Source organism: Burkholderia sp. 3C, from assembly GCF_054589155.1.
Window position 1 is genome coordinate 11,526 of record NZ_BAAILN010000036.1, and the last position, 23,655, is coordinate 35,180.

Sequence of the window (23,655 nt, forward strand, 5' to 3'; positions counted from 1 at the left end):
AGGGCATCGCCGGCCGTCGCGACATGCTGCATCGGCGACGCCGCCATCTCAGGCGAGCGATCCGGCAATGCCGACATCGCTGATGTCCGGGTCGGCGCAAGCATCGCGTTCGACGGCAGGGCGGCGCGACGGCCGGCGGGGCGAAGCGGCGGCGTGTCCATCGTCGGCCTCTTTCGGTGAGCGGGCTGCGGCAAGCGAGTCGCGCGTCCGGCTTTCAAGCACATGTTCGACGCATAAGCCGACCAGCTCGGCGTCGAGCCGTTCGAGCGACAGCGCCGCCTCGCGCAGCGCGGCGGGGCCGGCTGCGGGGGGCGGCGCGAAGATCACGTCGCGGAACGTCTCGGCGCGCGCGACGCGCTCGATCAGGTGCTGCAAGTCGGTCAGACGGCGAAACCGCGCGCGCTTGGCGCTGACGGCGAGCGCTACCAGCAGCATGTCGAAGCGCCGTGCGTCGTGGCCCGCGTGGGCCGGCGCGGCCGCGCCCTCGGCGAACAGCGCGACGAAGCGCAGCAAGCTGCCGCGCAGCCGCGCGAACGCGTCCACCACGTCGACGATCAGGGCCGCCCGTTGCGCGTCGTCGCGCCGCCGAACCGCCACGATGCGCGACGACAGTTCGCCGTGCCGGATGTCCTCGTCCGTCCAGTGTGTAGAGATGCTCATGCGCTTGTCGTGCCGCATGCCGCGCCCGGCCACGAGGGCCGCCGCGCAGCCGGCACGATCCTGTCGATCGGGTTGCGAGATGTCACGTAATATACAACAGAATATAACGCTGGCGATCCGGAGCCGTTTTCGGAGGCCGGCGCGGCCAGCAATCGACGAACGGGTGAGCAAGCAATGGAAGACACGAAGCAGGCGGTGGGCGAGCGGTTTTCGATGGACGCGATGCGGCATGCGCGCGCGATGACGTGGCGCGCGGTGGAGGCGATGGCCGACGAAATCCACGTGGGAATGCGCGAATCGGAGGCGAACGCGCGCTGCAAGGCGCTGCTCGGCGAAATGGGCATGGACCGGCTCTGGCATCCGGTGCTGATCCGGTTCGGCGCGAACACGCTGAAAACCTTCAAGCAGCAGCCCGAGGGCGATCCGGTGCTCGGCGAGCACGACATCTTCTTCGTCGATCTCGGCGTGGTTTGGCAGGGTCACGAGGGCGATGCCGGCGCGACGTTCGTGGTGGGCGGCGACGCCGAGCAGCAGGCCTGCGCGCGGGCCGCGAAGACGGTGTTCGACGAAGTGGAGGCGCACTGGCGCGCGACCGGCGCGGGCGGCGCGGCGCTGTACCGCTACGCGGCCGAGCGGGCCGAGGCGCACGGCTGGCGGCTCAACGTCGACATCAAGGGGCATCGCGTCAGCGATTTTCCGCACGCGATCTACCAGGCCGGCAATCTCGGTGATTACGAAGGCGTGCCGGCCAGCGGGCTGTGGGTGCTGGAAATCCAGATTGCGCACCCGAGCCGGCCGTTCGGTGCGTTCTACGAGGATCTGCTGATCTGACCTGACGGTGTGGCCCGGCGCTTGCCAGTTTGACGTCAGCCGCGGCCGATTGCCGCTTGCTACACTGGCCGGTATCTTCCGATCCCACCCCGATACCCGACATGAAACTCAGCCTGCTGGTCCTGATCGCCGCGCAAGACGATGCCCTCGCGCGCCTCGCCGATGCCTACGAACTGATCTACGCGCCCGATGCGGCTACTCGCGAGCAGGCGATCGCCACGCATGGGGCCGACGTGCAACTGGTGCTGACCAACGGCACCACCGGGTTGTCCGAAGCAGACCTGGCGCGCCTGCCGAGGCTCGGGTTCCTGCATGCGCTCGGCGTCGGCTACGAGAACCTGCCGGTGGCGGCGGCCCGCGCGCGTGGCATCGCGCTGGCGCACGGCGTGGGCGCCAACGACGATTGCGTGGCCGACCATGCGTTCGCGCTGCTGCTGGCCGCCGTGCGCGGCGTGGTGCGGCTCGATGCGGCGTGCCGGGCCGGCGTGTGGCGCGACGCGTTGCCGATGGAGCCGAACTTTTCGGGCAAGCGGCTCGGCATCGTCGGGTTGGGGCGGATCGGCGAGAAGGTCGCGCGGCGTGCGGCCGGTTTCGACCTGGAAGTCGGTTATCACAACCGCCGCCCGCGTGAGGGCGCCGCCGCGCTGCGCTATTTCGATGCGCTGGCCGATCTGGCGAGTTGGGCCGATTACCTGCTGGTGGCCACGCCGGGCGGCGCGCAGACGCGCCATCTGATCGACGCCGCCATCCTCGATGCGCTCGGCCCGCGCGGCTTCCTCGTCAATGTGTCGCGCGGCAGCACCGTGGATACCGCCGCGCTGGCCGCTGCGTTGCGCGAAGGGCGCCTGGCCGGCGCGGGCCTCGACGTCTACGAAAGCGAACCCGCGCCGCCCGCCGAGTTGATCGACCTGGACACCGTGGTGCTGACGCCGCACGTGGCCGGCACTTCGCCCGAGGCGCGCGACCGCACTATCGACCTGTTCCTCGACAACGCCGCGCGCCATTTCGCCGGGCAGCCGTTGCTCACGCCGCTCGACGCCTGAGCCGTTTTTCGCACGAAAACGGCCTGAAACCCGTTATTTCCTGCATCAAACTGGCCTAAACGGCCGATGCGAAGTGATGTCGCGCAATGCGAAGTTCACGCGAAGCCGCTTCGCGTCCGGTTATTGGATGAAATGTAGATAACTGGAAAAAATGTACAATTCAATGTGATGATGGGCTGGCCATTCGGTCGATCCACCGCCACACCGAACCCGAAGGAGCGTTACGCCGATGAGAACTGATGCCGAACTGCTGTTGCTGGACACGCACGTGGTGGAGAGCCTGCTGCAACCCGACGACGTGCTCCACGCTGTCGCGGACGCGTTCGATCTGCACCGGCGCGGCGCGGGCCGCGTGTTTCCGGTGATTCGCGAGCCGCTGGCTACCGGCGGCGTGTTCGGCATCAAGGCCGGCGACGTGGCCGGCGAGGCGCTGCTCGGCTTCAAGGCGGCCGGCTTCTGGCCGGCCAACCGCGAACTGGGCGGCGAGCCGCATCAGGCCACCGTGATGCTGATCGACCCCGCCACCGGCCGGCCGCGCTGCGTGATCGACGGCAACGCGATCACCACGCTGCGCACCGGCGCGGCTGGAGGCCTCGGCCTGCGCGCGCTGGCGCGGGGCGACAGCGGGAGTGTCTGTGTATTCGGGACCGGCGTGCAGGCGCGGATTCAGTTGAACTTCGCGTTGCGGATGCTGCCGTCGATCACGACGGTGCGCTATGTTGGTTCGCGCGGGGAAGCGAACGAAGCGTTCGAAGCGCTGTTTCGCGAGCGCTGCGCGATTTCGGCCGCCAGCGATGCCGATGCGGCGGTGGCCGATGCCGACATCGTCATCACTGCCACACCGGGCGGCCGCGTGCTGTTCGACGCGAGCGCCGTGCAGCCGGGCACGCATATCAATGCGGTGGGCGCCGATACGCAAGGCAAGCGCGAGTTGCCGGACGGTTTGCTGGCGCGGGCGCGGCTCGTGGTGGACGACCGCGAGCAGGCGCGCCGGATCGGCGAGGCGCAGTGGGCGGCGGAGCAGGATTGCGTTGAACTCGGCGAATTGCTGGCCGCGCCGGCGTCGTTCGTGCGGGCGCGTGAGGACATCACCGTGTTCGACATGACCGGGCTGGCGCTGCAGGATCTGACCGTGGCGCGGATGTTGGTGGAGCGGGCGAGGGCGGCGGGGGTGGGGACGCGGGTGGCTTGGCCTTGGTGAGGGGGCTGCGGCATTGGTGCACTGGACGCGGGGGCTTGGGTCGATGTCATGCTTCTTGGTGAGGCCGACGCGCGAGCGATCGGCCACGATCGGGCAATGGGGCTATGCCCGTCGTGCGCTTGAATCGACTTTGACACCGCCGTGGCGGAAAACAGGCTTGAAGGCGGGAACCCAAGCGCGGCGCTTTCTTTTTCTGGCGCAATGTTCAATGCGGGCATTGCGAATTCAATGCGTTCACGGTCGGCGCATCAGGCCTTATTGGCCTCTTCGTTGTCCGACGTTAGCTACTCGCGCGGCGGGCAGTTCGCGACCCTGAGCGGTCCTTCGCAGTTCTCCAGAACAGACGTTCACTGCGAGCTAAAGTGCCAACGCGGTTTCTTGGAGAGCAGTATGAATAAAGGGACTTATGCTTCTATTGGCTTTGAGCGTCCTGCTGGTGATGTTCGGGCTTCATCAATTCCACTGGCAAGGTGTGAACCTTTGCAATGGCAAAGGCGGCAGGTTTGTTTGTAGCCATAGCCAGTGATAAATCCTCCTGGAAAATCGCTTTGAATTTCGGGTCACGACCGAATTCAAAGCGATTTTCCAGAAACACTCACTTATCCGAATCCACAAGCCAATTGTCAGTCGACCACCTATGCGGGATCGTCGAGCGGCTTTACCCTTCCCGAGTCGCCGCCAAGCCAATACGGCGCGATCTGGGGGGCGATTTCCTGGAGCGCCGCATTCAGCATGCGTTTTCACACAGCCTCGCCGGAAGGGGCTCCCACGCTAAAAAGCTGAACAGCACGCGCGGCACTCGCTGCGAAACGGCACGCGGGTCATATAGTCGCCGTCCCAAAAGACATCGCACAGCCCGCTCCAGCTGACTTCAAGAAGCCTCTCGTGCAAACGGCCAAAACTTAGCGTCGTATCATAGACGTCGTGATGCCCGAATACGTATAGCAACCCAAGTTCGGGATGTGGATACGAAGCGTCTGTCTTGTGCTCCCATGACGTACTCATGCCCTGCAGTTCTTCGGCAGTATGCGCGTGCATGTTGAAGCCCTGGTGGTAGAGCCGAGGTGTCCACAGCTCGCCGTCAAACTCTTGGGGCTTCGCCTCAATTTCGAGCGACCATATGCCGCCACAGTAGTGCAAATTCGCCGTTGCGACCTCGAAACTCCGGTTCCGCAAGAAGATGAAATTATTCATGCTGCTCCGATTTCCTGAACGTCCGGTTCCGCCGAACGGTGACCCAACTTAGAGGTCGACATGCACGGTCAGATTATTCATAGATTTCTCCTGATATTAAAATGTCAGCTGCGCGTCTCCAAGGGTTTTCAGGCGGTGTGTAGTATTTCAGGCCTTTCCTCGATGCATCTGCCCACGCACACGATGCTTCGAGAAAGGGGCCTATAGAATCATTTTCCCAGCCCAAGGCACCGCTTGAATAGGGTGAAGATGGGTTGCTCGCTTCAATTTCGGCTTCAGTGAACCAGTCAGTGGCCAGATGTGCCAGAAATGCAAGGAAGGAACGTTCGTCGGCAACTTGTTCCAGCGCGTTGTTTAGCTTCGTCGCCATCTCGGCCTTCAACTCGTCTAATTTGCTCCCCATGCGAGCCCCCTCTAGTAGTCACGTCAAGCAGAAATTGTCACCGATCTAGGAGGCGGCGTCGAATGTCCCAAACTGGCCGAAAGTCGTCTCACGCCATGGCAGTCTTGGCCTCGAAATAGGCGATCCGCAATCGAACCGGTTCAGTGCGTGCCCACCAGATTCGTATGCATCAAAGAAAGATCGATCTGGCCAGGTTCGGAATCGACGGCATGAACCGTCAGAACGCGTGTGCCGAGCGGGCCGCGCAGGGAATGCACAATGGACAATCGACTGATCGGCCCGCCGTGCTTTGGAAAGAGGGGGGAGGTCAAGCAAACCGTCACATCGCGGCTAACGACCGGGTCGAGCCACTGGACCGCATTGGTACATCCCTTCCGATATGTCGATTCAACGGTCGCTTCGTAATACATATCTGTTTTAGCCGATAACCTGACCACCAGCGTTTCAACACCCGTGGCCAATAGCCAGAAGGCCAGGCAGTTGAGCGTGCCGAACGTCAAGATCAAAGCGCCAATTTGTGATGGCAGGGCAGGCAGTCCGACGGTGCCTTGCATCGCGGATGGCTGCTTCGCCGACGAAGATGATGGCGAACGCCAGAGCGCGAGCCATAGAAATGTTGCCAGGACGATCAGGCCGATGACGCCGATTACGGCAACCAAGAACAGATTGATACGCGGAGCGGGCCCTCTCGTTGCGAAGGTGGCAGAGACAAGCGGCTGCAAAGCAAGCCCTACTGCAAGGCTGCCGATAAAGCTAAGGGACAGCAGTGTAAGTATGTACTTCCGAAACCGCTGCATATGGGATCGCTTTTCAAGAGTGCGTTCGGCAACAGTATCTAATTTCTGGAGGGTGAGATCGCCTATGCCTACAGCGGTCGAGTGTCTGCTCCCGGCCGAATTCCGCCGACGTGTTCCCACCAAATCGCTACAATCGCCCCCATCCCCCTTCCACAGCATCGAATTCAACACATGCTGACCTCCTATTTCTGGAGCGGCGACACCATCCGCAGTCGCCGCGTAAGCGACATCGTCCTATCGGCCACGGTCGACGTGCCGGTTCCCTCCGCACGCGTGCTTGCAGATTGGGAAAGAGAGACATCGTCGCGGCTCGTCCTGGAACCCGGGGACGTCGAGGCCATGCCGTTGGCGCGAACGCAGGCGCGCTGGCCGGACTACAAGCGCTGCGTGCAGGCCATGTCCGACTGGACGGGCGCACTGGGGCTGCCCAACGTGCTTGCCTCCAGTGACGTCGCCCTGATGGCCTGTCGTGGCGCGAGGTACCACCATGACGGTGCGCAATACGGCGGCGCGGCCTTCTGCAATCTCTTCCTGAGCGAAGACCGAGGGCTGGACTTGCATTTCCCCGCTACGGGCCATCGCATTCCGCTGACCCGGGGGACCGCCGTGATATTCGATACCGGCCAGCCTCATGGCGTGATTCAGCGCGGCAGTAGCGGCTTTAACGTGGCCGACTTCGCGCCGGACCGCGATTGCATCCAGATATTCCTGACTTGGGAGCTTCCCATCGAAGACGCCCATGTCGGGCAAGCACTGAAGGTCGTCTTCGACACCACCCCTTCGACCTCGCTGAACCTGGATGAGGAGCAAGTCTGGTCGAACGGCGCCCCCGCCGCTGTATGCCCGGAATCGGGTCGCTGGTACCGGGTTGACTGAGTGTTCGTAAGCGTTCGATAACCAACGCCCCAAGGTCATCGAACGTGTAAGACCGTTCTGATATTCTTCGCCTCTCATTCTCGGTGGCCCGGGGGTAGTGACATGCGTTGGATCGTGACCTTTGTGCTCGCAATCGTATGGACATGCTCGGTGCAGGCCGCCCCGGCCGCTTTTAACGCAGGGGTATCCCGTCTCACGGTGGGGGACGGCGCGGCTCCCTTCGATACGGTCGTCTTTTATCCCACGCATGAGCGTGAGGTGCCGTGGCAAGCCGGTCCGTTCACGATCGAGGCGACGCGCAATGCTTCGCCGGTTCCCGATGACCACTTCCCGGTTGTCGTGATATCGCATGGACGCGACGGCGGCCCGTTCAGCCACCGTGAATTGGCCACCGCGCTGGCTCGCGCCGGATTTATCGTCGTCTTGCCGACGCACGTTGGCGATGCTTCAGGCTATCCCCGCGCGCCGTCCCAGGCTCGGATTTTAATGAGTCGTCCACAACAGGCGGAGGCCGCGCTCGATGCCGTTCTCGCCGATCCGCGGTTTTCGGCGCATGCCGATATCGGCCGAATCGGCATGATCGGATATTCGGCCGGTGGCTACACTGCGCTGATTCTGGCGGGGGCGAAACCCAACTTTGCGTATGCCAGTGCGTACTGCGCAAATCATGATGATCCGGGATCGTGTCCGCGTCCGGCAACCGGTAATGGCGCCCACGACATCCAGGGTAAAGCGGTGGTATCCGCTGACCTGGCAGCCTGGCAACCGCCCGTTGATCGTCGCCTGAAGGCCTTGGTACTGATGGATCCTCTGGCGATGATGTTCGATGCATCCGGCTTTTCCGCTGTGCGCGTGCCGACGATGCTCTATCGCCCGCAGGACGACAAGTATCTCGGCTCTGCGAGAAACGCTCTCGCCGTTGTGGCAGGCTTGCCCACACCGCCTGCCGTCCATATCGTGCCGGGCAACCACTTCGTTTTCATCGATCCTTGTCCGGCCGCTGTCGCGTCCAGTGTGGCGCTGATCTGTCAGGATGCGCCCGGGATCGATCGTGTGGAGATTCATCGCCAGATCGACCAGGACATCGTGGATTTCCTGCGCGCGAATCTATAACTCAGGCTGGGCTGAAATGCTTCAAGGAAGCATGTGCGGCGTAGTGGTCGACATTCATGAAAAGGCCGATAGGCCTGGCGAGTTCCATTTCACAGCAGCCTCCTGATCAAAACCGCCACCCACCGCCACGCGCCCCCGCAACCAGCGGCCTGGCAGCGCGCATCGGGATTCGCGAGAAGATGGCCATTGGCGTCGCTCACCGAACTCGAGTTGCTCAGGAAATACGCCACGCTGTCCTGCAAGGGATCGAGCCCATCCTTCGGGACGTCGATCCAAAGACCGTTTTCGGTATTCAAGCGGGCCGACAGCGAATCAAAATTGAAACTGCCGAGATAATACCGATGGCCGTCGATGCGGATCAGCTTGGCGTGCATCATGCGGTTCTTTCGGTCGGAATATTCGCGCACCTCGATCCCTGCATTCACCAGGCCGGGCAGATCCTCGGCATAGGCGCTCCCGACCGCGGGGAATTCCTGCGTGACGCTCGCCAGCGAGGCGCTCACCAGGATCACGCGAACACCTTCGCGCTGCTTGCGTTCAAGCGCCTCGCGCAGTTCCGGCACCAGGATCAGGTAGGGGTTGATGATCAGGATCTCGCGCCGCGCCGTATCGAACGCCTGCAACATGTCCTGCAAGGTGCCGGGTGAGCGCTTGTCGGGCCAGTCGTGAACATAGCGCAGGCGATCGCAGGCGATCGGCGTCCAGGCGGGATCGACATCCGTCCCGGCATCGTCGGGCGTATCGGAGGCAGCAGGTACATCGGCAGCGGTCGCCCCTGCTGCAGCGTCGAGCGGCGCCAGCAGCCATTCGCGCCAATATCGGATGCGTGCCGGGTCGAGCGTCAGATAACCCCGCGAGTCGCGATAAGGGCTGTCGACTTCGAGGAATTTTTCCGGCTCGGGGCGAGCCACTTGCGGGCTATTCCAGAACAACGCGAAATGCTGGTTCATGGCGTGCAGCGAGGACGCATCCTGTCCGGCGTCGCCCGACACCATCAGATCGCGCTCGCTGAGCCAGTTGCGGAAGCTCGAATCCCAGATGGAGGTACTGCCGATCACGGCCGTGTCGCCCACCAGGAACAGCTTGTCGTGCATGCGATGCGGAAGCTCGGCAAGATCGGATCGTGGATGGAAGATTCGGAGGTCGATGCCGGGCGCCACGTTGTGCAGGGCGACGATGAACTCGTCTTCGAACGGGAAGTGCGGCTCGGGGCCGATGCCGTCGATCAGCAGCTTGACCGGCACGCCCCGGCGAGCGGCCTCGACCAGATGGCGCATCAGCAGCCCGCCGGTCTGATCGATTTCGAAGATGTAGGCGAGGATGCGGATCGGCTCGGCAGGGGTGGCGCGGTCGATCAGTGCAATCCGCGACTGCATCAACTGCTCGTCGTCAATACTGGCGACCAGGTCGACACATTGCGCGTGGCCGTGCCGGGAAAAGGCAAACACGCATGCCAGAATGAGCGCCAGGTTTTTCGTTAAGGTCATGAGGTGGCGAACGGATTCGATGTGTCTACGGCCTTACGTCCTTGAAGGTCGGGTCCTACCACCCATAAAACCGCGCCCAAACCCCCACCAAGCCATCCTCCCCGATTGCCTGGTATTCCGGATGCTGCGCCCCGGTCGCGCAGGCATGGTTCGGCAAGATCCTCAACCGCGTACCCACCGGAAAACGCGCCGCGATATCGCGATCAGGTTCGTCGCCACTGCGCGAAATGATGCCATGTTCCTGGTTCGCACTACCGAGCAAATAACCTTCAAGCGGCGTCCCGTTCTCGTCGCATACCTGCCCGTAACCAAAATCCCGCGTCTGGCGCTGCGTGCCGCGATCACGACTCATCGCCATCCAGCCCGCATCGACGATCGCCCAGCCCTTGTCCTCCTGATGCCCGATCACGGTGGTCAGCACGCTCAGCGCGATTTCGTCGGTGCGGCACACGCCCACGTTGTGCATGACCAGATCGAACAGCACGTACACGCCCGCGCGCACCTCGGTCACGCCGTCGAGCCGTTCGGCCGACAGCGCGGTGGGCGTCGAGCCGATGCTGACCACCGGGCACGGCAGCCCCGCCGCGCGCAGCCGTTCGGCGGCCTGCACCGCGCCCGCGCGCTCCTGCTCGGCGATCCGCACCAGGTCGGCCTGCGTGTGATAGTCGTAGCTCGATCCGGCGTGGGCGATCACGCCGCCGAGCGTCGCGCCGCCCGCCATCAGCGCGCGGCCGACCTCGACCAGCGCCGCGTCGTCGGGCTTGAGGCCGGAGCGGTGGCCGTCCACGTCGATCTCGATCCACACCTCGAACGCCGTGCCGTGCTCGCGGCCGAACGCGGCGATCGCGGTGGCCGACGCGAGGCTGTCCGCCACCAGCTTCAGGTCGCAGCCGCGCCGGCGCAGCGCGAGCGCCTGCGGCAGCTTGGCGGCGGCCATGCCGACCGCGTAGACGATGTCGCCGATGCCCTGCGCGAAGAACTGTTCGGCTTCCTTCAGCGTGGACACGGTGATGCCGCGCGCGCCGGCCGCAAGCTGCGCGCGCACCACCGGCTCGCACTTGGTGGTCTTTACGTGCGGTCGGAACCGCACGCCGAGTGCGTCGAGCCGCTGCTGCATTCGCGCGATGTTGCGCGTCATGCGCGGAACGTCGATCAGGGCCGACGGGGTAGGGAGCGTATCGAGTGGCATCGTGACGGAACGTGTAAAAAGGGGAGCGCCGCGAGGCAGCGCGCGCCGGTCGAGTCAAATTGACAGAATGTATTGAATTGGACACAATGTCTCGAATTCAGTCAAGACCGATTCTTCGTTCCGATTCTCCGTCCCCGTTCCTTGCCTCCATTTCCAGTGAGCCATCGATGAGCCAGCCGAATCTCCCCACCTACGCCGATGTCGCCGCCGCCGCCGCCCGCATCGAGGGTTTCGCCCACCGCACGCCCGTGCTGACTTCGCGCACGGTGGACGAAGCGCTCGGCGCGCAGGTGTTCTTCAAGTGCGAGAACTTCCAGCGCATGGGCGCGTTCAAGTTCCGCGGCGCGTTCAACGCGTTGTCGAAGTTCAGCGACGCGCAGCGCAAGGCCGGCGTGGTGGCGTTCTCGTCGGGCAACCATGCGCAGGCGATCGCGCTGTCGGCGCGGCTGCTCGGCATGCCGGCCACCATCGTCATGCCGCAAGACGCGCCCGAGGCGAAGGTGGCGGCCACGCGCGGCTACGGTGGCCGCGTGGTGACTTACGACCGCTACCGTGACGATCGCGAGCAGATCGGCCGCGATCTGGCCGAGAAGGACGGGCTGACGCTGATTCCGCCGTACGACCACGCCGACGTGATCGCCGGGCAGGGCACCGCCGCGGCCGAACTGATCGCCGAAACCGGCCCGCTCGACGCGGTGTTCGCGCCGCTCGGCGGCGGCGGGCTGTTGTCGGGCACGGCGCTGGCCACGCGCGAGCTGTCGCCGGGCGCGGAGATCTACGGCGTCGAACCGGAAGCGGGCAACGACGCCCAGCAGTCGCTCGCGGCCGGCCGCATCGTGCGCATCGACACGCCGAAGACGATCGCCGACGGCGCGCAAACCCAATATCTCGGACAACTGACGTTCGAGATCCTGCGCCGCGACGTCACCGGCATCCTGACCGCCAGCGACGCCGAACTGGTCGATTGCATGCGCTTCTTCGCGTCGCGCATGAAGATGCTGGTGGAACCCACCGGCTGCCTCGGCTTCGCGGCCGTGCGGCAGATGAAGGATCGCCTCGCCGGCAAGCGGGTGGGCGTGATCGTCAGCGGCGGCAACGTCGATCTCGAGAAGTTCGCAGCCCTGACGAGCGCCGCCGGCTGAGTGTCGGGTCGGTTGAGCGACTACTGCGGCGTCCAGCGATACACCACGATGCTGGAGCCGTTGTAGTTGTCCTTGGTGATCACGTACTCGCCGGTCGAGCGCAGGTAGGCGCGCAGGCCGAACATCGAATCGACGTCGTTGCCGACATCCATCGCCGTCGGGTTGGTGTTGACCAGCGTGGTGACGAGGCTGCCGGTGCTCAGGTCGAACACGTCGATGTTCGGCACGGTGTGCACGTAGCCGACGAACAGGTAGCGCCCGGCCACCGCGATCGTCTTCGGGTTCGGGCTGCTCAGGTCGATGACCGGGTTCGGCGTGCGGTTGCCGGCGAGCCAGCCGTGATACACCTCCAGATGGCCGTTCATCGCGGTCCAATCCCAGCTTCCCGCTATGCCCTGCGCCAGCACCATGGTGTCGGTGGTCGCCTGGTAGATCACGCGTGTGATCGGCTTGACGGTGCCCGGCACCGGCATCGCCACGCCCGCGCGCCACGACGGCTTGCCGTTCGCGTCGAAGCCCGCGAACGGGTAGCGCGTGACCTGGCTCGAGCCGGACATGCCGGCCCACACGTCGCCGTTTTCGTCGATCGAGAAGCCGCCCGTGACGATCGCGTTGGTGCCGAACAGCGCGCCGGGCAGCGAGCCGTCGGGGATCGCGATGTAGCCGCTGGACGCCGGGTTGAAGTGATAGAAGTTGTAGATGTCGGGGTTCTGGCCGGTGGCGACCAGGATTCGGTTGCCGCCCACGCTGGTGAGCTGGCCGAAATGCTGACCGCGCTGGTAGTCCGTCATCGAGAGCCGCGGATCGTTCGGATAGCTGAACGGATCGACCGTGTTCGCCACGAACTGGCCGCCCGCGCTGCCCGAATAGATGTTCATGCCGCTGTAGAACAGCGCGCCGTCGGTGACCGGGTCGGGCGCGGCCACCGCCTCGAAGTTCAGCGCCTGCAGCGCCCACGTGAGGTTGCCGCTGCCGTCGTAGGCCTGCAGGTCGGTCGGGCCGTTGCGGCCCAGGTCCCAGCCGCCGCCCCACGGGTTGTTCAGCACGTACAGCACGCCGGCCGCGTCGCGGCCGATGCCGACCACCCGCGTGAAGCGCTTCGCGCCCACCTGCCCCTTGATGCCGGTGGTGGCGTCGAGATAGCCGCCCGTCACGCCGAAGGTGCCCGCCAGCGCCGGCTGGCCCGCGATCGAATACTGCTTGATGTTCATGTCCGGGCCGGCGTCGCCCACCATCAACTGGCCGGTCGGCGCGTCGTAGTAGAGCGCCGACGGGCGCGCGCTCGCGCCGAGCTGAATGGTGTTGAGCTGCGCGCCGGCCGGGCCGATCTCGACGATCGTGCCGCTGTTCTTCTGCGCGACCCACAGGTTGCCCGATGCATCGAGCGCGAGCGCGCCGGGCGTGGCGATCGTGATGTCGCGCTGCCATACGCCGTCGGTCGTGAACACGCGCACGCGGTTGCTGAAGTAGTCGCTCGCATACAGCAGCGTGCCGGCCGTGGCGAGGCCGGTGATCACGTCGGCCTTGCTGATGGTGTCCCACACGCTGACCTTGATCGCCAGGTCGCGCAGCCCCGTCGAGCGGTTGTAGCGCGCCACCGTGCCGCTCAGTTTGGTGCCTTGCAGCGGCGTGAAGATCGAGGTGGCGTTGCCGGTGATCGCGCCGCCCTGGAATTCGGCATGCGAACCGATCGAGCCGAGTGTCTTCCCCGCCTGGTAGACACCCACGCCGCCGGCGTTCTCGTCCCAGAACGACGCCGTGTAGATCGTGCCTTCCGGCGCGACCCACATCGAGCGCGCTCCGTTGCCGACGTGCGAGGCAATCGTGCCGTAGGTGTTGGCGATCCAGTCCGTCGAGGTTTGCGCAAGGCCCGCCGGCGTCAAGGCGGCCAGAAAGACGGTGGCGACGACAGCGCGCATGCGTTGCTTGACCATACTGAGTTCTCCTGACGATGTGGAAACCGGCGCGGGCGGCGGTGACGCAGCCGCCGGCCACGCGCCGTCTGTTTCAAACAGATAGCACAGAGAAATCGGAAAAATATTCCGCTGGCGGCGATTCACGCTGGTGGTGCGCGATTGTCGTGGCTCGGCGACGGAATGGCTTTCGCGCTGTCACGCGGGTGCCACGGGGATCAAGGCCGTATCGCCGGCCGTTTCTCGGACGGCAACGGCATGCGGTAATTGTTTCGGATCGCGAAGCAGGGAGCGGAGGGGGAAGCGGGGAAGGCGGGCGGAGCAAGCGCCGCGAGCGGGCGCTTGCTGGACTACGATGCGGACGACGTCGGCTCTGGCTCAGGCCGCTTGCAGCGGCAGGATCTCGATCCAGTTCGCGCCCTTGCCGCAGGCGATGCGGTCGGCTTGCGTCAGCGCGCCGGTGGCCGGATCGACGCGGTACAGCGAGATCGAATCCGACAGCTCGCCGCTGGCCGCCAGCAGCGTGCCGTCCGGCGAGAGGCGGATGCCGCGCGGTTGCGGTTCGGTCTCGATGCAGCTTGCGTAGTGCAGCGCGCGGTTCTCGCCGACGCGAAACGTGATCAGGCGGTTCGCCGTGCGCTCGGTGGCGAACACGAAGCGGTTGTCGGGCGTGACCGCCAGGTCGGCGGCCCAGACCACCGGTTGGGTGGGCGCGGGCGGGCGCGGCGCGCCGTGCGCCAGGTGCGCGATGCTCGGCGCGAGGTCCGACACCACCGGCTCGCCCAGCTCGCCCGTGACGGGATCGCGCGGCACGGCCAGCACCGTGCCGTGGAATTCGCCGATCACGTAGAGCGTCGCGCCGTCCGCCGCGAGGCGCAGGTGGCGCGGGCCGAAGCCGGCCGGCGTGGCCAGCTCGCCGCGCGCGATCAGCGCCGCTTCGTTGCCGGCGCGCGCGATGCCGTAGAACAGCACGCGGTCCGAGCCGAGCGAGGCGGCGTACACGTAGCGGTCGTCGTCGGAGACGATGATCGAATGCGCGTTCTGGATGTGGTCGATGAATTGCAGCGGCGTGCCGTCGCCGCTTTCGAGCCGGCGCGCGTCGAACACGAACAGGCGGCTGCCGCCGTACGACGCGCCGAACAGCAGGCGCGCATCGCGATCCACCGTCAGGTAGGCGAGGCTCGCGTCGATCGGCGTGGCGAAGCGCTGCGTGAGCGTGCCGTCGGCGCCGATGTCGTAGCCGACGATGCTGGGCTGCGCGCCGCGCGTGGCGACGAACAACTGCTTGCCGTCGCGGGTGGGCGCCTGCGGCATCACCACGCTGCCGGCCGGCGTGCGCGTGACGGCGGCGAGGCGGGCCTGCGCGGCGTCGAGATGATAGAGGCCGAGGTCGCCGTCCTCGGCGTTCGAGACGATAACGACGTGGGTGGGGGACAGCGGAGTGGTCATCGGGGGATCGCGGTTCGGGATGTGAAGGAAGACGCGGGCGGCCGGGTGGCTTGCCGCCGCAAGTGTTACGTCATCATACAACCGGGCCAAAGCGTGGTGCAATCGCGGGGCGGGCAAACTCGGTGTAAACGCCGAGTCATCGGGAAACGCATCGCGGCGCGCGTTGGCCGCGATGCGATGCGCCATTCGGCGCTTACTTCTTGAGCCGGTAGCCGGTGCGGAAAATCCACGACACCACGAACAGCAGCACCACCAGGAACCCCAGCGTCATCGCCAGGCTGATGCCCACGTGCACGTCGGCCAGGCCGAAGAACGCCCAGCGGAAACCGCTGACCAGATAGACGATCGGGTTGAATAGCGACACGATGCGCCAGAACGGCGGCAGCATGTCCACCGAATAGAAGCTGCCGCCGAGGAAGGTCAGCGGCGTGACGATCAGCATCGGCACCAGCGAGAGCTTCTCGAAGCCGTCGGCCCAGATCCCGATCACGAAGCCGAACAGGCTGAAGGTGATCGAGGTCAGGATCAGGAACAGCACCATCCAGCCCGGATGCAGGATGTGCATCGGCACGAACAGGCTGGCCGTGATCAGGATGATCACGCCGAGGATCACCGATTTGGTTGCGGCCGCACCCACATAGGCGGTCACGATTTCCCAGTACGACACCGGCGCGGACAGCACCTCGTAGATGGTGCCCGTGAAGCGCGGGAAGTAGATGCCGAACGAGGCGTTCGAGATGCTCTGCGAGAGCAGCGACAGCATCACCAGCCCCGGCACGATGAACGAGCCGTAGCTGATGCCGTTCACGGAGCTGATCCGCGAACCGATCGCGGAGCCGAACACGACGAAGTAAAGCGAAGTCGAAATCACCGGCGCGATGATGCTCTGGGTCAGGGTGCGCAGGGTACGGGCCATTTCCGCGCGGTAGATCGCGCGAATCGCATGCAGATTGATCATTCGGGGTCCTGTCGAGCGGTCAGGCGGAGGCGGGCGTGGCCGACGCGGCACGGCCGCCGTCGATCAGGCTCACGAAGATTTCCTCGAGCGAGCTTTGCGAGGTTTGCAGATCGCGGAAGCGGACGCCGGCCTGCGCGAGCGCGGCCAGCAGCGTGGCGATCGCCTGATCGCGCTCCACCTCGTAGGTGTAGACGAGTTCGGTGCCCTGCTTGGCGAGTTCGAGGCCGAAGCCTGCCAGCGCCTCGGGAATCGCATCGAGCGGCGCGTCGAGCTGCAGCGTGAGCTGCTTCTTGCCGAGCTGGCGCATCAGTTCGGTCTTTTCCTCGACCAGCATGATCTTGCCGCCGTTGATGATGCCGATGCGGTCGGCCATCTCCTCGGCTTCCTCGATGTAGTGGGTGGTCAGCACGATCGTCACGCCGTCGGCGCGCAGTTGATCGACCAGCTTCCACATGTCGCGGCGCAGTTCGACATCCACGCCGGCGGTCGGCTCGTCGAGGAACAGCAGGCGCGGCTCGTGCGAGAGCGCCTTGGCGATCAGCACGCGGCGCTTCATGCCGCCCGACAGCGTGATGATCTTGTTGTCGCGCTTGTCCCACAGCGACAGCGCCTTCAGCACCTTCTCGATGTGCGCCGGGTTCGGCGCCTTGCCGAACAGGCCGCGGCTGAACGACACGGTGGCCCAGACCGATTCGAACGAATCGGTGGTCAGCTCCTGCGGCACCAGGCCGATGATCTCGCGCGCGGCGCGGTAGTGCGTGCGGATGTCGTGGCCGCCCACGGTCACAGTGCCTTCGGTCGGCGTGACGATGCCGCAGATGGCGCTGATCAGCGTGGTCTTGCCGGCGCCGTTCGGGCCGAGCAGGGCGAAGATCTCGCCGGGGCGGATCGACAGGTTGACGTCGTCGAGCGACTTGAAGCCGGACGCGTAGGTTTTCGACAGATGGGAAACGGTCAGTATCGGTTCTTGGCTCACGGTCGAATCGGTGCGGTGCGTCGGCCGGTACGCGCGCGGGCTGGATGGCCGCGCGGCACCGGGCCGGCCGGTGACGGGAACGCTATGTTATCAATCGCGCTATCGATATGTGCGTGACAGGATAGCGAGGCGGGCGGGTGCCGTCAGCGGCGGGCCGAGGCAGGCGCAATGATCGCCTGTTTGGCGTGATTTTCCAAACAATTCATTCTATTTATATTGTTTTGTTCTGAAAATCGTTCGGATGAGCGGCGGGCCGCCTTCGATAGCGGCGGTTTCGGGAACGCAGCGTTGCGGTCGAATATCGGGTGATGTGTCGATTCGGCGGGCCCGGCCCTCAGCCCGCGAGCGCGCCGCAGAACCGCTCGATCGCCTCGCAGGCGCGGGCCAGTGCGGCATCGTCGAGCGCGTAGGCGATGCGCAAGTACGGCCCGAGCCCGAACGCGCTGCCGGGCACGACGGCCACGCCGGCTTCGTCGAGCAGCGCGTCGGCCACGTCCTCGTCCGAATCGAGCCGCAGCCCGGCCGGGCTGCGTTGGCCGATCAAGCCCTCGCACGAGGCAAAGGCATAGAACGCGCCCTGCGGCACTGCGCAATGCAGCCCGTCGATCTGGTTCAGGCGCTCGACCAGCGTGTCGCGGCGGCGCTGGAAGCGGCTTCGCGATTCGCGGACGAAATCCTGCGGGCCGTTCAGCGCGGCCAGCGCTGCGTACTGCGAAATGGTCGAGGCGCCCGAGGTTTGTTGCCCCTGCAACTTTTCCATCGCATCGATCAGCCAGGCCGGCCCGGCGCCATAGCCGATTCGCCAGCCCGTCATCGCATAGGCCTTGGACACGCCGTTCATGGTCAGCGTGCGTTCGCGCAGGCGCGGCTCGACCTGGGCGAGTGTGTGGAAGGCTTGACCATCGAACGTCAGGTGCTCGTAGATATCGTCCGACAGCACCATCACGCCGGGGTGCGCGAGCAGCACCTCGGCCAGCGCCAGCAGTTCCTCGCGCCGGTACACCGCGCCGGTCGGGTTGGACGGCGAATTGAGGATCAGCCAGCGCGTGCGCGGCGTGATGGCCCGTTCGAGCGCGGCCGGCACGAGCTTGAAGCCGCTGGCCGCGCCGCACTCGACGATCACCGGCCGGCCCCCGCACAACTGCACGATCTCGGGATAGCTGACCCAGTAGGGCGCGGGCACGATCACCTCGTCGCCCTCGTTGAGCGTGGCCGCGATCGCATTGAAGATCACCTGCTTGCCGCCGCTGCACACCAGCGTGTGCCGCCAGTCGACGTCGATGCCGTTCTCGCGCGCGAACTTGCCGGCGATCGCCTCGCGCAGCACGCGCAGGCCCGCGACCTGCGTATAACGCGTGTGTCCGCAGCGGATCGCCGCGACGCCCGCTTCGCGAATGTGCGACGGCGTATCGAAATCGGGTTCGCCCGCGCACAGCGACACGATCGGCCGGCCTTCGGCGCGATGCGCGGCGACGCGGTCCATCACGCGATAGGTGGCGGACGGGCGGGCCGCTGCGAGGAAGCGGTTCAGGGCGGGGGCGCTCATGATTTGCGCTGGAGCGTGTGATAGCCGAGCGCCTCACGCGCCTCGCGCAGCGTGGCGCCCGCGGCGATGCGCTCGCGAATGCCACTCTCTACGGCCTCGATCGCGCGCGCCGTGGCGGCCACTTCCGCCGCCCGTTCGCGCGGCACCACCACCACGCCGTTCGCGTCCGCCACCACGATATCGCGGGCCGCCACGCGCACCGTGCCGATCGACACCGTGGCGTTGACCGCTTCCACCTGCACGCGATCCTTGCCGGTGCGCATGAAGCGGCCGGCCGTAAACAGCGGATAGCCGTCGCCGAGCGCCTTGCCGACGTCGCGGCAGACGCCGTCGATCACGGTGCCGGCGATGCCGCGCAGGCCCGCGTATTGGGTCATGATGTCGCCCCACACCGTGCAGTCGGTGCGTCCGCCGTTGTCGATGACGACGATGTCGCCCTCGGCCACCTCGTCGATGAAATCGCCCACCGTGCCGGCCGGCGCGCTGGCCGGGGCATAGCGCACCGTGAAGGCCGGCCCGGCCACGGCGTGCGGATAGTCGGCCAGCGGCGCGATGCCGAGCGCCTGGCCGTGCAGGCCGAGCTTGTCGAGCGCATCGGACACGCCGGGCGTATCGAGGCCGGCGAACAGCGCGACCAGCGCACGATCGTCGGCGCAAGCTTGTTTCGGGTTCGTCATGATTGTTTGAGCATCCTGAGAAAGAGAAATCAACCGGCGCGGATCGCTTCGAACGCCGTGTCGTGCATCACGTCGGCCACCGGGCGGCCCGCGCGCACGGCCGCCACCATGCCGTCCTGGCGGCGCGCGATGCGCTCGCCCAGCTCGAGCACCTCGCCGATGCGCGCGGCCGGCACGAACACCGTGCCGCAGCGGTCGGCGATCACGTAATCGTGTTCGTGCACGGCCACGCCGGCCATCTCGACCGGCTGGCCGGCATGGAGCTGGATCACGCGATTGCGCGCGCTGATCATCGTCACGCCGCGCCCGAACACCGGGTAGCCGATCGCTTCGCTGCCCTCGATGTCGCGGCACAGGCCGTCGATCACCGAGCCGCGAACCAGCTTCGCGGCGGCCGCGTTCGCGAGGATGTCGCCCCAGCACGAAATGCCTTCCAGGCCGCCCGCGATCACCAGCACGCGGTCCGGCGTGCGCACCGCGTCGATGACGGGCGAGATCAGGTGCGCGGTGGGCGCGGCGTCGCGCTTCGGGCCGAGCTGCACGGTGCTGGCGCGGCCGACGATCTTCCGGCAATCCCACAGCGGGCGCAGGCCGACGGTCGCGCCGGGCAGGCCGAGGAAATCGAGGGCGTCCGAGACGGTGTTGGTATCGAGCGAGGCGAGCCGGTCGAGGGGCGAGGCGTCGGTCATGGCGGCGGTGATGGGATCGGGTGGCAAGGCCCTCATCGTGGCGGTGCGTTGCTGATCCGTAAATTCTCGATTCGATATCGTACTGATACGTTTTTCGGATTAGGCTGTCGGGCACCGGTGTGGTCTAGTCCACGCCGGCCGAACGTGGAGGACGCGATGGCAAGCATCGATTTCCGGCTGATCCGCCAGTTGTGGATGTTTCTGGCGGTGGCCGAGGAAAAGCATTTCGGGCGGGCGGCGCAACGGCTGAACATGTCGCAGCCGCCGTTGACCGAGCAGATCAAGGTGCTCGAACAGTCGCTGAAGCTGACGCTGTTCGAGCGTTCGCGGCGCGGCACGCGCCTCAGCGCGGCCGGCGCCGCGATCCTGCCGGCCGTGCGGCAGTTCGCCGATCAGGTGGAGCGGCTCGAACGCGTGGTGCGCGAGGTGGCGGCCGGCCAGTCGGGCGTGTTGCAGGTCGGGGCGATCACGTCGGCGATGCTCGACACGGTGCCGGCGTTGCAGGCCGCGCTGAAGCGGGACCATCCCGGCCTGAGCGTGTTCGTGCGCGAGATCGACAGCGTCGAGGCGATCCCCGCGCTGCAATCGGGCGAGCTCGACGTGGCGTTCGTCCGGCTCGACGGCGCGGCCGCGCACGGCATCGACAGCCTGCCGCTGGCCGAGGACCGGCTCGCCGTGGCCTTGCCGCGCGGGCATGCGCTGGCGGCGCTGTCGCGAGTGCGGCTGCGCGCGCTGGCCGACGAATCGCTGGTGATGTCGTCGCGGCAGGTCAGTCCGGCTTATTTCGACCTGCTGACCGCGATCTGCCGCGAGAACGGCTTCAGCCCGCGCGTGCTGCACGAGGTGCGATCGGTCACCTCGCAGATCGCCTATGTCGGCTGCGGGCAGGGCGTGGCGCTGGTGCCGGCGTCGATGCGCAAGCTGGCATCCGAGAGCGTCGTGTTCCGGCCGCTCAGGGAGCGCGTGATGGTGGTCACGGCGGCGCTGGCCTGGAACCCGGCCCGCCATCATCCGACGGTGGACGCGGTGGTGGCATGGGCGCGCGGCCAGACAGCCGGCGTCAAGCGGCGTGTCTAGCGGTGTCTAGCGCGCTGGCGCGCCGACGAACCCGGCGATCCGATCCCACATCGCGACCGGGTTCGAGTACATCGGAAAATGGCCCGAGCGCGCGATGCGCGCGAGCGTGACGCCGGCCGCTTCCAGTTGCGGCAGATAGGAAAGATGATCGTTTTGCTCGCCGTACATGAACATCGTCGGGCAGGGCAGGCCGAGCAACGCGTCCATCAGCGCGCCGTGGTCGGACAGCGCCACCATCGACGTGAAGATGCCGCGCACGGCCTGCGCCCGCACCTTGAAGCCCAGGCTGGCCGCGTACAGCGAGCTGGAGAACTCCGCCGATTGTCGCGCTCGTGCGATGAACGCGGCGAGGAACGCCTGCGGATCTTCGTCGGGATGACTGAAGATCTGTCGGCTCAGGAAGCAATCCTCAGGGGCGACGTTGCCCTCGATATCGATGAAGCCGAGCACGCGCTCGCCTTCGTTGCGGGCCAGCAGCAGCGCCGTCAGGCCGCCCATCGAATGCCCCACCAGGTAAAAGTGCTGCACGCCAAGATGCGCGAGCACGGCGCGGGCGGTGTCCACCAGCAAGGGGATGTCGATCGCACGAAGATCGCCACAGGTGCTGTCGCCGCAGCCGGGCGCGTCATAGGCCACGAACGGGCGGCCCGAGAACGCGGCCAGCCGCGCGAAATCGGTGTAGTCCTCCTTGGTCGAGCCGAAGCCGTGCAGGAATACCACCGGCGCACCGGCGCCGGGCCGGTGAATCGCGGCGATCCGCAAATCGAGGCCTCGAACCCGGAGTTCGAGCGTTTCGCTGATGATGTCGACCATGGTGTTCCGAACGCGGGCGATGGAGAGGGCTGCCGGCCGCGCATCGCTCGGAGCGGCAGGCGTTGGTATCATCGCCGCGCCGGCCCGGCCGAACCAATCCGCATTTCGTATCGCTGTGATACGGACTGTCAAGTCATCCACGATTCTCGAGCAGATGACGGCGGCAGCCAGGACGAGCAAAGCGGCGTGAATATCGAGGCGTGGCTCGAAGCAAAACCGTAGCTTGCCGAATCCGGCGAACCAGGCAGGCGGGCGCTCGACGCCCCAACGACGCCGCCCGAGTCGCTAGGCGCTATCCGAGCCTTGATGCCGCGCCGCCGTCCGCTCTTGGGCGGCGGCGTGAACTCCGGAATCGGCGGCTCCAGCGCCACCCATGATTCGTTGCAAAGCGCTATGTAGCGACAAAACGCATCGATATGCAAAAAAACGGCCGGACGGCCGCGTGGTGAGGGTGGGGGTCAAGCCGACTGCGTGAACACCTCTCGTGCATGAACCTTGCTGCGTCGTGCTTCCTCGAGGTGCTTGCGCAGCAATGCGGCCGCGCGAAGCAGGTCGTGTTGGGCAATCGCCTCCAGAATTTCGAGGTGCTCGAGTGCGTGCTCGCGACGTGGCTTGCGGTCCTTGGCCTGGCGATACTCGACCAGGCGCCGCAGCCGATCCATGCGGCGAACCGACTGCGCGATAAAGCGGTTACCGGACCAGCGCGCAATGGTCTCGTGAAAATCGCTGTTCGCTTCGAACAGCTCGACCGAGTTCATGGCGAGATAGCCTTCCTCGGAAATGTACTTTTGCCGCCGACGCAGCTCTTCCAGTTCGACGCGATTTGCGGCGAAAGAAGGGGACATGATGCCGGTCGGCTCGATTGCCGACCGGAACAGATAACTCTCTTCGTATGCTTCGACCGAATCAATCAACGATGTGAACTGCCAGCCATGGCCCACCTGCCGCTCGATCCAACCTTCTTCCTGGATGCGCGACAGAATGCGGCGCAGTTCGCTGCGCGAGACATCGTAGAGCCGCATCAGGTCGGCTTCCGACACCACGTCGGCCAAACGTTGCGCGAGGCGGTCGTCGGCGATTTTCAGGTACAGGGGATCGTCCGGTTCGTTGAAGAATTGCTCGGAGACGTCGCCCACATCGCGGGCGGCGCGCGCCATGAAGAAGCCCCGATTCGCGTCGTAATGCACCACCCCGAGAGAGGCGAGATGGTGAAGCGCAACGTTCACCGGCGTGCGGGACGTGCCGATGCGCTCCGCCAGCAGCGATTCCGCCAGGCGATCCCCAAGCGCGAGATCATCGCGACGAGCGAGCGTCAAAATTTCCCTCGCCACCCGAAACTGGAGTTGGGTGAGCGGGGTGCGATGATCCGTGGCGACGGCTTCCATCTGGGCTTTGGGCGGCATACGTGCGTTTTGCGCAGCGGGCAGTGAACCCGCTCGGGAGTCGAATTACCGTGATTTTGCCATTGCTGCAGGGCGGAAGGATGGCCCCATGGGGATGGTGCGACGACGGTATTTACGCACTAATTTGCATTATTTGATAATAAAATGCAAGGATATTGAAGGGAGGACGTGCTGCATGGTCCCCTTGAAGAAAAGGCGCCGCGGCGGAGCCGCGGCGC

At 65.7% G+C, this 23,655-nt stretch carries 23 protein-coding genes and 1 pseudogene; 7 read left to right on the forward strand and 17 right to left on the reverse strand.

Translation table 11 applies throughout. The features are described from left to right. Positions 1–48 precede the first annotated feature (48 nt). A complete protein-coding gene (locus tag ACYP33_RS05450) occupies positions 49–831 on the reverse strand; it encodes a hypothetical protein (RefSeq protein ID WP_459620250.1) in 783 nt (260 codons plus the stop codon). Positions 832–834: 3 nt separating this feature from the next. On the opposite strand from ACYP33_RS05450, the gene ACYP33_RS05455 reads away from it, so the two are divergent. From ACYP33_RS05455 to ACYP33_RS05465, 3 genes are all read left to right on the forward strand, one after another. Then, positions 835–1,491 carry a M24 family metallopeptidase gene (locus tag ACYP33_RS05455; RefSeq protein ID WP_414448214.1) on the forward strand — a complete coding sequence of 219 codons (657 nt, stop codon included), beginning with the start codon at positions 835–837 and terminating at the stop codon, positions 1,489–1,491. Positions 1,492–1,592: 101 nt separating this feature from the next. Then, complete coding sequence (locus ACYP33_RS05460; protein WP_459620252.1) at positions 1,593–2,534, forward strand: 2-hydroxyacid dehydrogenase; 942 nt, start codon at positions 1,593–1,595, stop codon at positions 2,532–2,534. Between the two features lie 229 nt (positions 2,535–2,763). Continuing rightward, positions 2,764–3,735 (forward strand): ornithine cyclodeaminase family protein, encoded by a 972-nt coding sequence (locus tag ACYP33_RS05465; RefSeq protein ID WP_459620253.1) that lies wholly within the window; start codon positions 2,764–2,766, stop codon positions 3,733–3,735. A gap of 412 nt (positions 3,736–4,147) precedes the next feature. Here ACYP33_RS05465 and ACYP33_RS05470 read toward each other — a convergent pair whose 3' ends face one another. The 4 genes from ACYP33_RS05470 to ACYP33_RS05485 all read right to left on the reverse strand — a co-directional run bounded on the left by ACYP33_RS05470 (position 4,148) and on the right by ACYP33_RS05485 (position 6,300). Continuing rightward, entirely contained in the window at positions 4,148–4,330 is a 183-nt protein-coding gene (locus ACYP33_RS05470) for a hypothetical protein (protein WP_414448211.1), read from the reverse strand. A 176-nt stretch (positions 4,331–4,506) separates the two neighbouring features. Continuing rightward, a complete protein-coding gene (locus ACYP33_RS05475; protein WP_459620255.1) occupies positions 4,507–4,929 on the reverse strand; it encodes a hypothetical protein in 423 nt (140 codons plus the stop codon). Positions 4,930–5,002: 73 nt separating this feature from the next. Continuing rightward, positions 5,003–5,332: a DUF7660 family protein gene (locus ACYP33_RS05480; RefSeq protein ID WP_459620257.1), complete on the reverse strand. Its 330-nt coding sequence runs from the start codon at positions 5,330–5,332 to the stop codon at positions 5,003–5,005. A 140-nt stretch (positions 5,333–5,472) separates the two neighbouring features. Next, positions 5,473–6,300, reverse strand: coding sequence for a hypothetical protein (locus tag ACYP33_RS05485; protein ID WP_459620259.1), 828 nt, complete (start codon positions 6,298–6,300; stop codon positions 5,473–5,475). Here ACYP33_RS05485 and ACYP33_RS05490 point away from each other — a divergent pair, their 5' ends adjacent. Beyond that, entirely contained in the window at positions 6,301–7,005 is a 705-nt protein-coding gene (locus ACYP33_RS05490; RefSeq protein WP_459620261.1) for a hypothetical protein, read from the forward strand. Between the two features lie 102 nt (positions 7,006–7,107). Then, entirely contained in the window at positions 7,108–8,118 is a 1,011-nt protein-coding gene (locus ACYP33_RS05495; RefSeq protein ID WP_459620263.1) for an alpha/beta hydrolase family protein, read from the forward strand. Positions 8,119–8,207: 89 nt separating this feature from the next. Here the strand turns inward: ACYP33_RS05495 and ACYP33_RS05500 are convergent, their stop codons facing one another. Together ACYP33_RS05500 and ACYP33_RS05505 are read right to left on the reverse strand one after the other, a co-directional pair. Continuing rightward, complete coding sequence (locus ACYP33_RS05500; protein WP_459620265.1) at positions 8,208–9,605, reverse strand: phospholipase D-like domain-containing protein; 1,398 nt, start codon at positions 9,603–9,605, stop codon at positions 8,208–8,210. Positions 9,606–9,660: 55 nt separating this feature from the next. Next, on the reverse strand, positions 9,661–10,794 hold the full coding sequence (locus tag ACYP33_RS05505) for a DSD1 family PLP-dependent enzyme (protein WP_459620267.1): 1,134 nt from the start codon (positions 10,792–10,794) through the stop codon (positions 9,661–9,663). Between the two features lie 167 nt (positions 10,795–10,961). Here ACYP33_RS05505 and ACYP33_RS05510 point away from each other — a divergent pair, with 167 nt between their 5' ends. Next, a complete protein-coding gene (locus ACYP33_RS05510) occupies positions 10,962–11,936 on the forward strand; it encodes a threo-3-hydroxy-L-aspartate ammonia-lyase (RefSeq protein ID WP_414448204.1) in 975 nt (324 codons plus the stop codon). A gap of 20 nt (positions 11,937–11,956) precedes the next feature. On the opposite strand, the gene ACYP33_RS05515 is transcribed toward ACYP33_RS05510, so the two are convergent. The 7 genes from ACYP33_RS05515 to ACYP33_RS05545 all read right to left on the reverse strand — a co-directional run bounded on the left by ACYP33_RS05515 (position 11,957) and on the right by ACYP33_RS05545 (position 20,144). Then, positions 11,957–13,870 carry an NHL repeat-containing protein gene (locus ACYP33_RS05515; protein ID WP_459620269.1) on the reverse strand — a complete coding sequence of 638 codons (1,914 nt, stop codon included), beginning with the start codon at positions 13,868–13,870 and terminating at the stop codon, positions 11,957–11,959. 357 nt (positions 13,871–14,227) lie between these two features. Continuing rightward, positions 14,228–15,298, reverse strand: coding sequence for a lactonase family protein (locus ACYP33_RS05520; protein ID WP_414448202.1), 1,071 nt, complete (start codon positions 15,296–15,298; stop codon positions 14,228–14,230). A 193-nt stretch (positions 15,299–15,491) separates the two neighbouring features. Continuing rightward, a complete protein-coding gene (locus ACYP33_RS05525) occupies positions 15,492–16,256 on the reverse strand; it encodes an ABC transporter permease (protein ID WP_459620272.1) in 765 nt (254 codons plus the stop codon). A gap of 19 nt (positions 16,257–16,275) precedes the next feature. Further along, positions 16,276–17,232 carry an ABC transporter ATP-binding protein gene (locus tag ACYP33_RS05530; protein WP_459620274.1) on the reverse strand — a complete coding sequence of 319 codons (957 nt, stop codon included), beginning with the start codon at positions 17,230–17,232 and terminating at the stop codon, positions 16,276–16,278. 334 nt (positions 17,233–17,566) lie between these two features. Continuing rightward, positions 17,567–18,778 carry a pyridoxal phosphate-dependent aminotransferase gene (locus tag ACYP33_RS05535; protein WP_459620276.1) on the reverse strand — a complete coding sequence of 404 codons (1,212 nt, stop codon included), beginning with the start codon at positions 18,776–18,778 and terminating at the stop codon, positions 17,567–17,569. Then, a complete protein-coding gene (locus ACYP33_RS05540; RefSeq protein WP_459620278.1) occupies positions 18,775–19,455 on the reverse strand; it encodes an RraA family protein in 681 nt (226 codons plus the stop codon). Before ACYP33_RS05540 ends, ACYP33_RS05535 begins: the two co-directional genes overlap by 4 nt. 29 nt (positions 19,456–19,484) lie before the next feature. Beyond that, the gene (locus ACYP33_RS05545) at positions 19,485–20,144 is read right to left on the reverse strand and encodes an RraA family protein (protein WP_459620284.1); all 660 of its coding nucleotides are present in this window, start codon (positions 20,142–20,144) and stop codon (positions 19,485–19,487) included. 156 nt (positions 20,145–20,300) lie between these two features. Here ACYP33_RS05545 and ACYP33_RS05550 point away from each other — a divergent pair, with 156 nt between their 5' ends. Continuing rightward, positions 20,301–21,221, forward strand: a complete 921-nt coding sequence (locus ACYP33_RS05550) for a LysR substrate-binding domain-containing protein (protein WP_459620280.1) — start codon at positions 20,301–20,303, stop codon at positions 21,219–21,221. 6 nt (positions 21,222–21,227) lie between these two features. On the opposite strand, the gene ACYP33_RS05555 is transcribed toward ACYP33_RS05550, so the two are convergent. The 3 genes and pseudogenes from ACYP33_RS05555 to ACYP33_RS05565 all read right to left on the reverse strand — a co-directional run bounded on the left by ACYP33_RS05555 (position 21,228) and on the right by ACYP33_RS05565 (position 23,419). After that, a complete protein-coding gene (locus ACYP33_RS05555; protein ID WP_459620282.1) occupies positions 21,228–22,034 on the reverse strand; it encodes an alpha/beta fold hydrolase in 807 nt (268 codons plus the stop codon). 135 nt (positions 22,035–22,169) lie between these two features. Beyond that, positions 22,170–22,319 (reverse strand): annotated as a pseudogene (locus ACYP33_RS05560) (IS5/IS1182 family transposase); the annotation flags it as partial. 173 nt (positions 22,320–22,492) lie between these two features. Beyond that, the gene (locus ACYP33_RS05565) at positions 22,493–23,419 is read right to left on the reverse strand and encodes a GntR family transcriptional regulator (RefSeq protein WP_414441229.1); all 927 of its coding nucleotides are present in this window, start codon (positions 23,417–23,419) and stop codon (positions 22,493–22,495) included. Positions 23,420–23,655: the final 236 nt, after the last annotated feature.

Coding starts and splice junctions, on each gene's coding strand:
- ACYP33_RS05500 (WP_459620265.1), bottom strand. CDS start 9,605: ATGACCTTAACGAAAAACCTGGCGCTCATTCTGGCATGCGTGTTTGCC.
- ACYP33_RS05565 (WP_414441229.1), bottom strand. CDS start 23,419: ATGGAAGCCGTCGCCACGGATCATCGCACCCCGCTCACCCAACTCCAG.
- ACYP33_RS05490 (WP_459620261.1), top strand. CDS start 6,301: ATGCTGACCTCCTATTTCTGGAGCGGCGACACCATCCGCAGTCGCCGC.
- ACYP33_RS05535 (WP_459620276.1), bottom strand. CDS start 18,778: ATGAGCGCCCCCGCCCTGAACCGCTTCCTCGCAGCGGCCCGCCCGTCC.
- ACYP33_RS05545 (WP_459620284.1), bottom strand. CDS start 20,144: ATGACCGACGCCTCGCCCCTCGACCGGCTCGCCTCGCTCGATACCAAC.
- ACYP33_RS05465 (WP_459620253.1), top strand. CDS start 2,764: ATGAGAACTGATGCCGAACTGCTGTTGCTGGACACGCACGTGGTGGAG.
- ACYP33_RS05480 (WP_459620257.1), bottom strand. CDS start 5,332: ATGGGGAGCAAATTAGACGAGTTGAAGGCCGAGATGGCGACGAAGCTA.
- ACYP33_RS05540 (WP_459620278.1), bottom strand. CDS start 19,455: ATGACGAACCCGAAACAAGCTTGCGCCGACGATCGTGCGCTGGTCGCG.
- ACYP33_RS05460 (WP_459620252.1), top strand. CDS start 1,593: ATGAAACTCAGCCTGCTGGTCCTGATCGCCGCGCAAGACGATGCCCTC.
- ACYP33_RS05510 (WP_414448204.1), top strand. CDS start 10,962: ATGAGCCAGCCGAATCTCCCCACCTACGCCGATGTCGCCGCCGCCGCC.
- ACYP33_RS05515 (WP_459620269.1), bottom strand. CDS start 13,870: ATGGTCAAGCAACGCATGCGCGCTGTCGTCGCCACCGTCTTTCTGGCC.
- ACYP33_RS05505 (WP_459620267.1), bottom strand. CDS start 10,794: ATGCCACTCGATACGCTCCCTACCCCGTCGGCCCTGATCGACGTTCCG.
- ACYP33_RS05555 (WP_459620282.1), bottom strand. CDS start 22,034: ATGGTCGACATCATCAGCGAAACGCTCGAACTCCGGGTTCGAGGCCTC.
- ACYP33_RS05550 (WP_459620280.1), top strand. CDS start 20,301: ATGGCAAGCATCGATTTCCGGCTGATCCGCCAGTTGTGGATGTTTCTG.
- ACYP33_RS05525 (WP_459620272.1), bottom strand. CDS start 16,256: ATGATCAATCTGCATGCGATTCGCGCGATCTACCGCGCGGAAATGGCC.
- ACYP33_RS05495 (WP_459620263.1), top strand. CDS start 7,108: ATGCGTTGGATCGTGACCTTTGTGCTCGCAATCGTATGGACATGCTCG.
- ACYP33_RS05455 (WP_414448214.1), top strand. CDS start 835: ATGGAAGACACGAAGCAGGCGGTGGGCGAGCGGTTTTCGATGGACGCG.
- ACYP33_RS05520 (WP_414448202.1), bottom strand. CDS start 15,298: ATGACCACTCCGCTGTCCCCCACCCACGTCGTTATCGTCTCGAACGCC.
- ACYP33_RS05475 (WP_459620255.1), bottom strand. CDS start 4,929: ATGAATAATTTCATCTTCTTGCGGAACCGGAGTTTCGAGGTCGCAACG.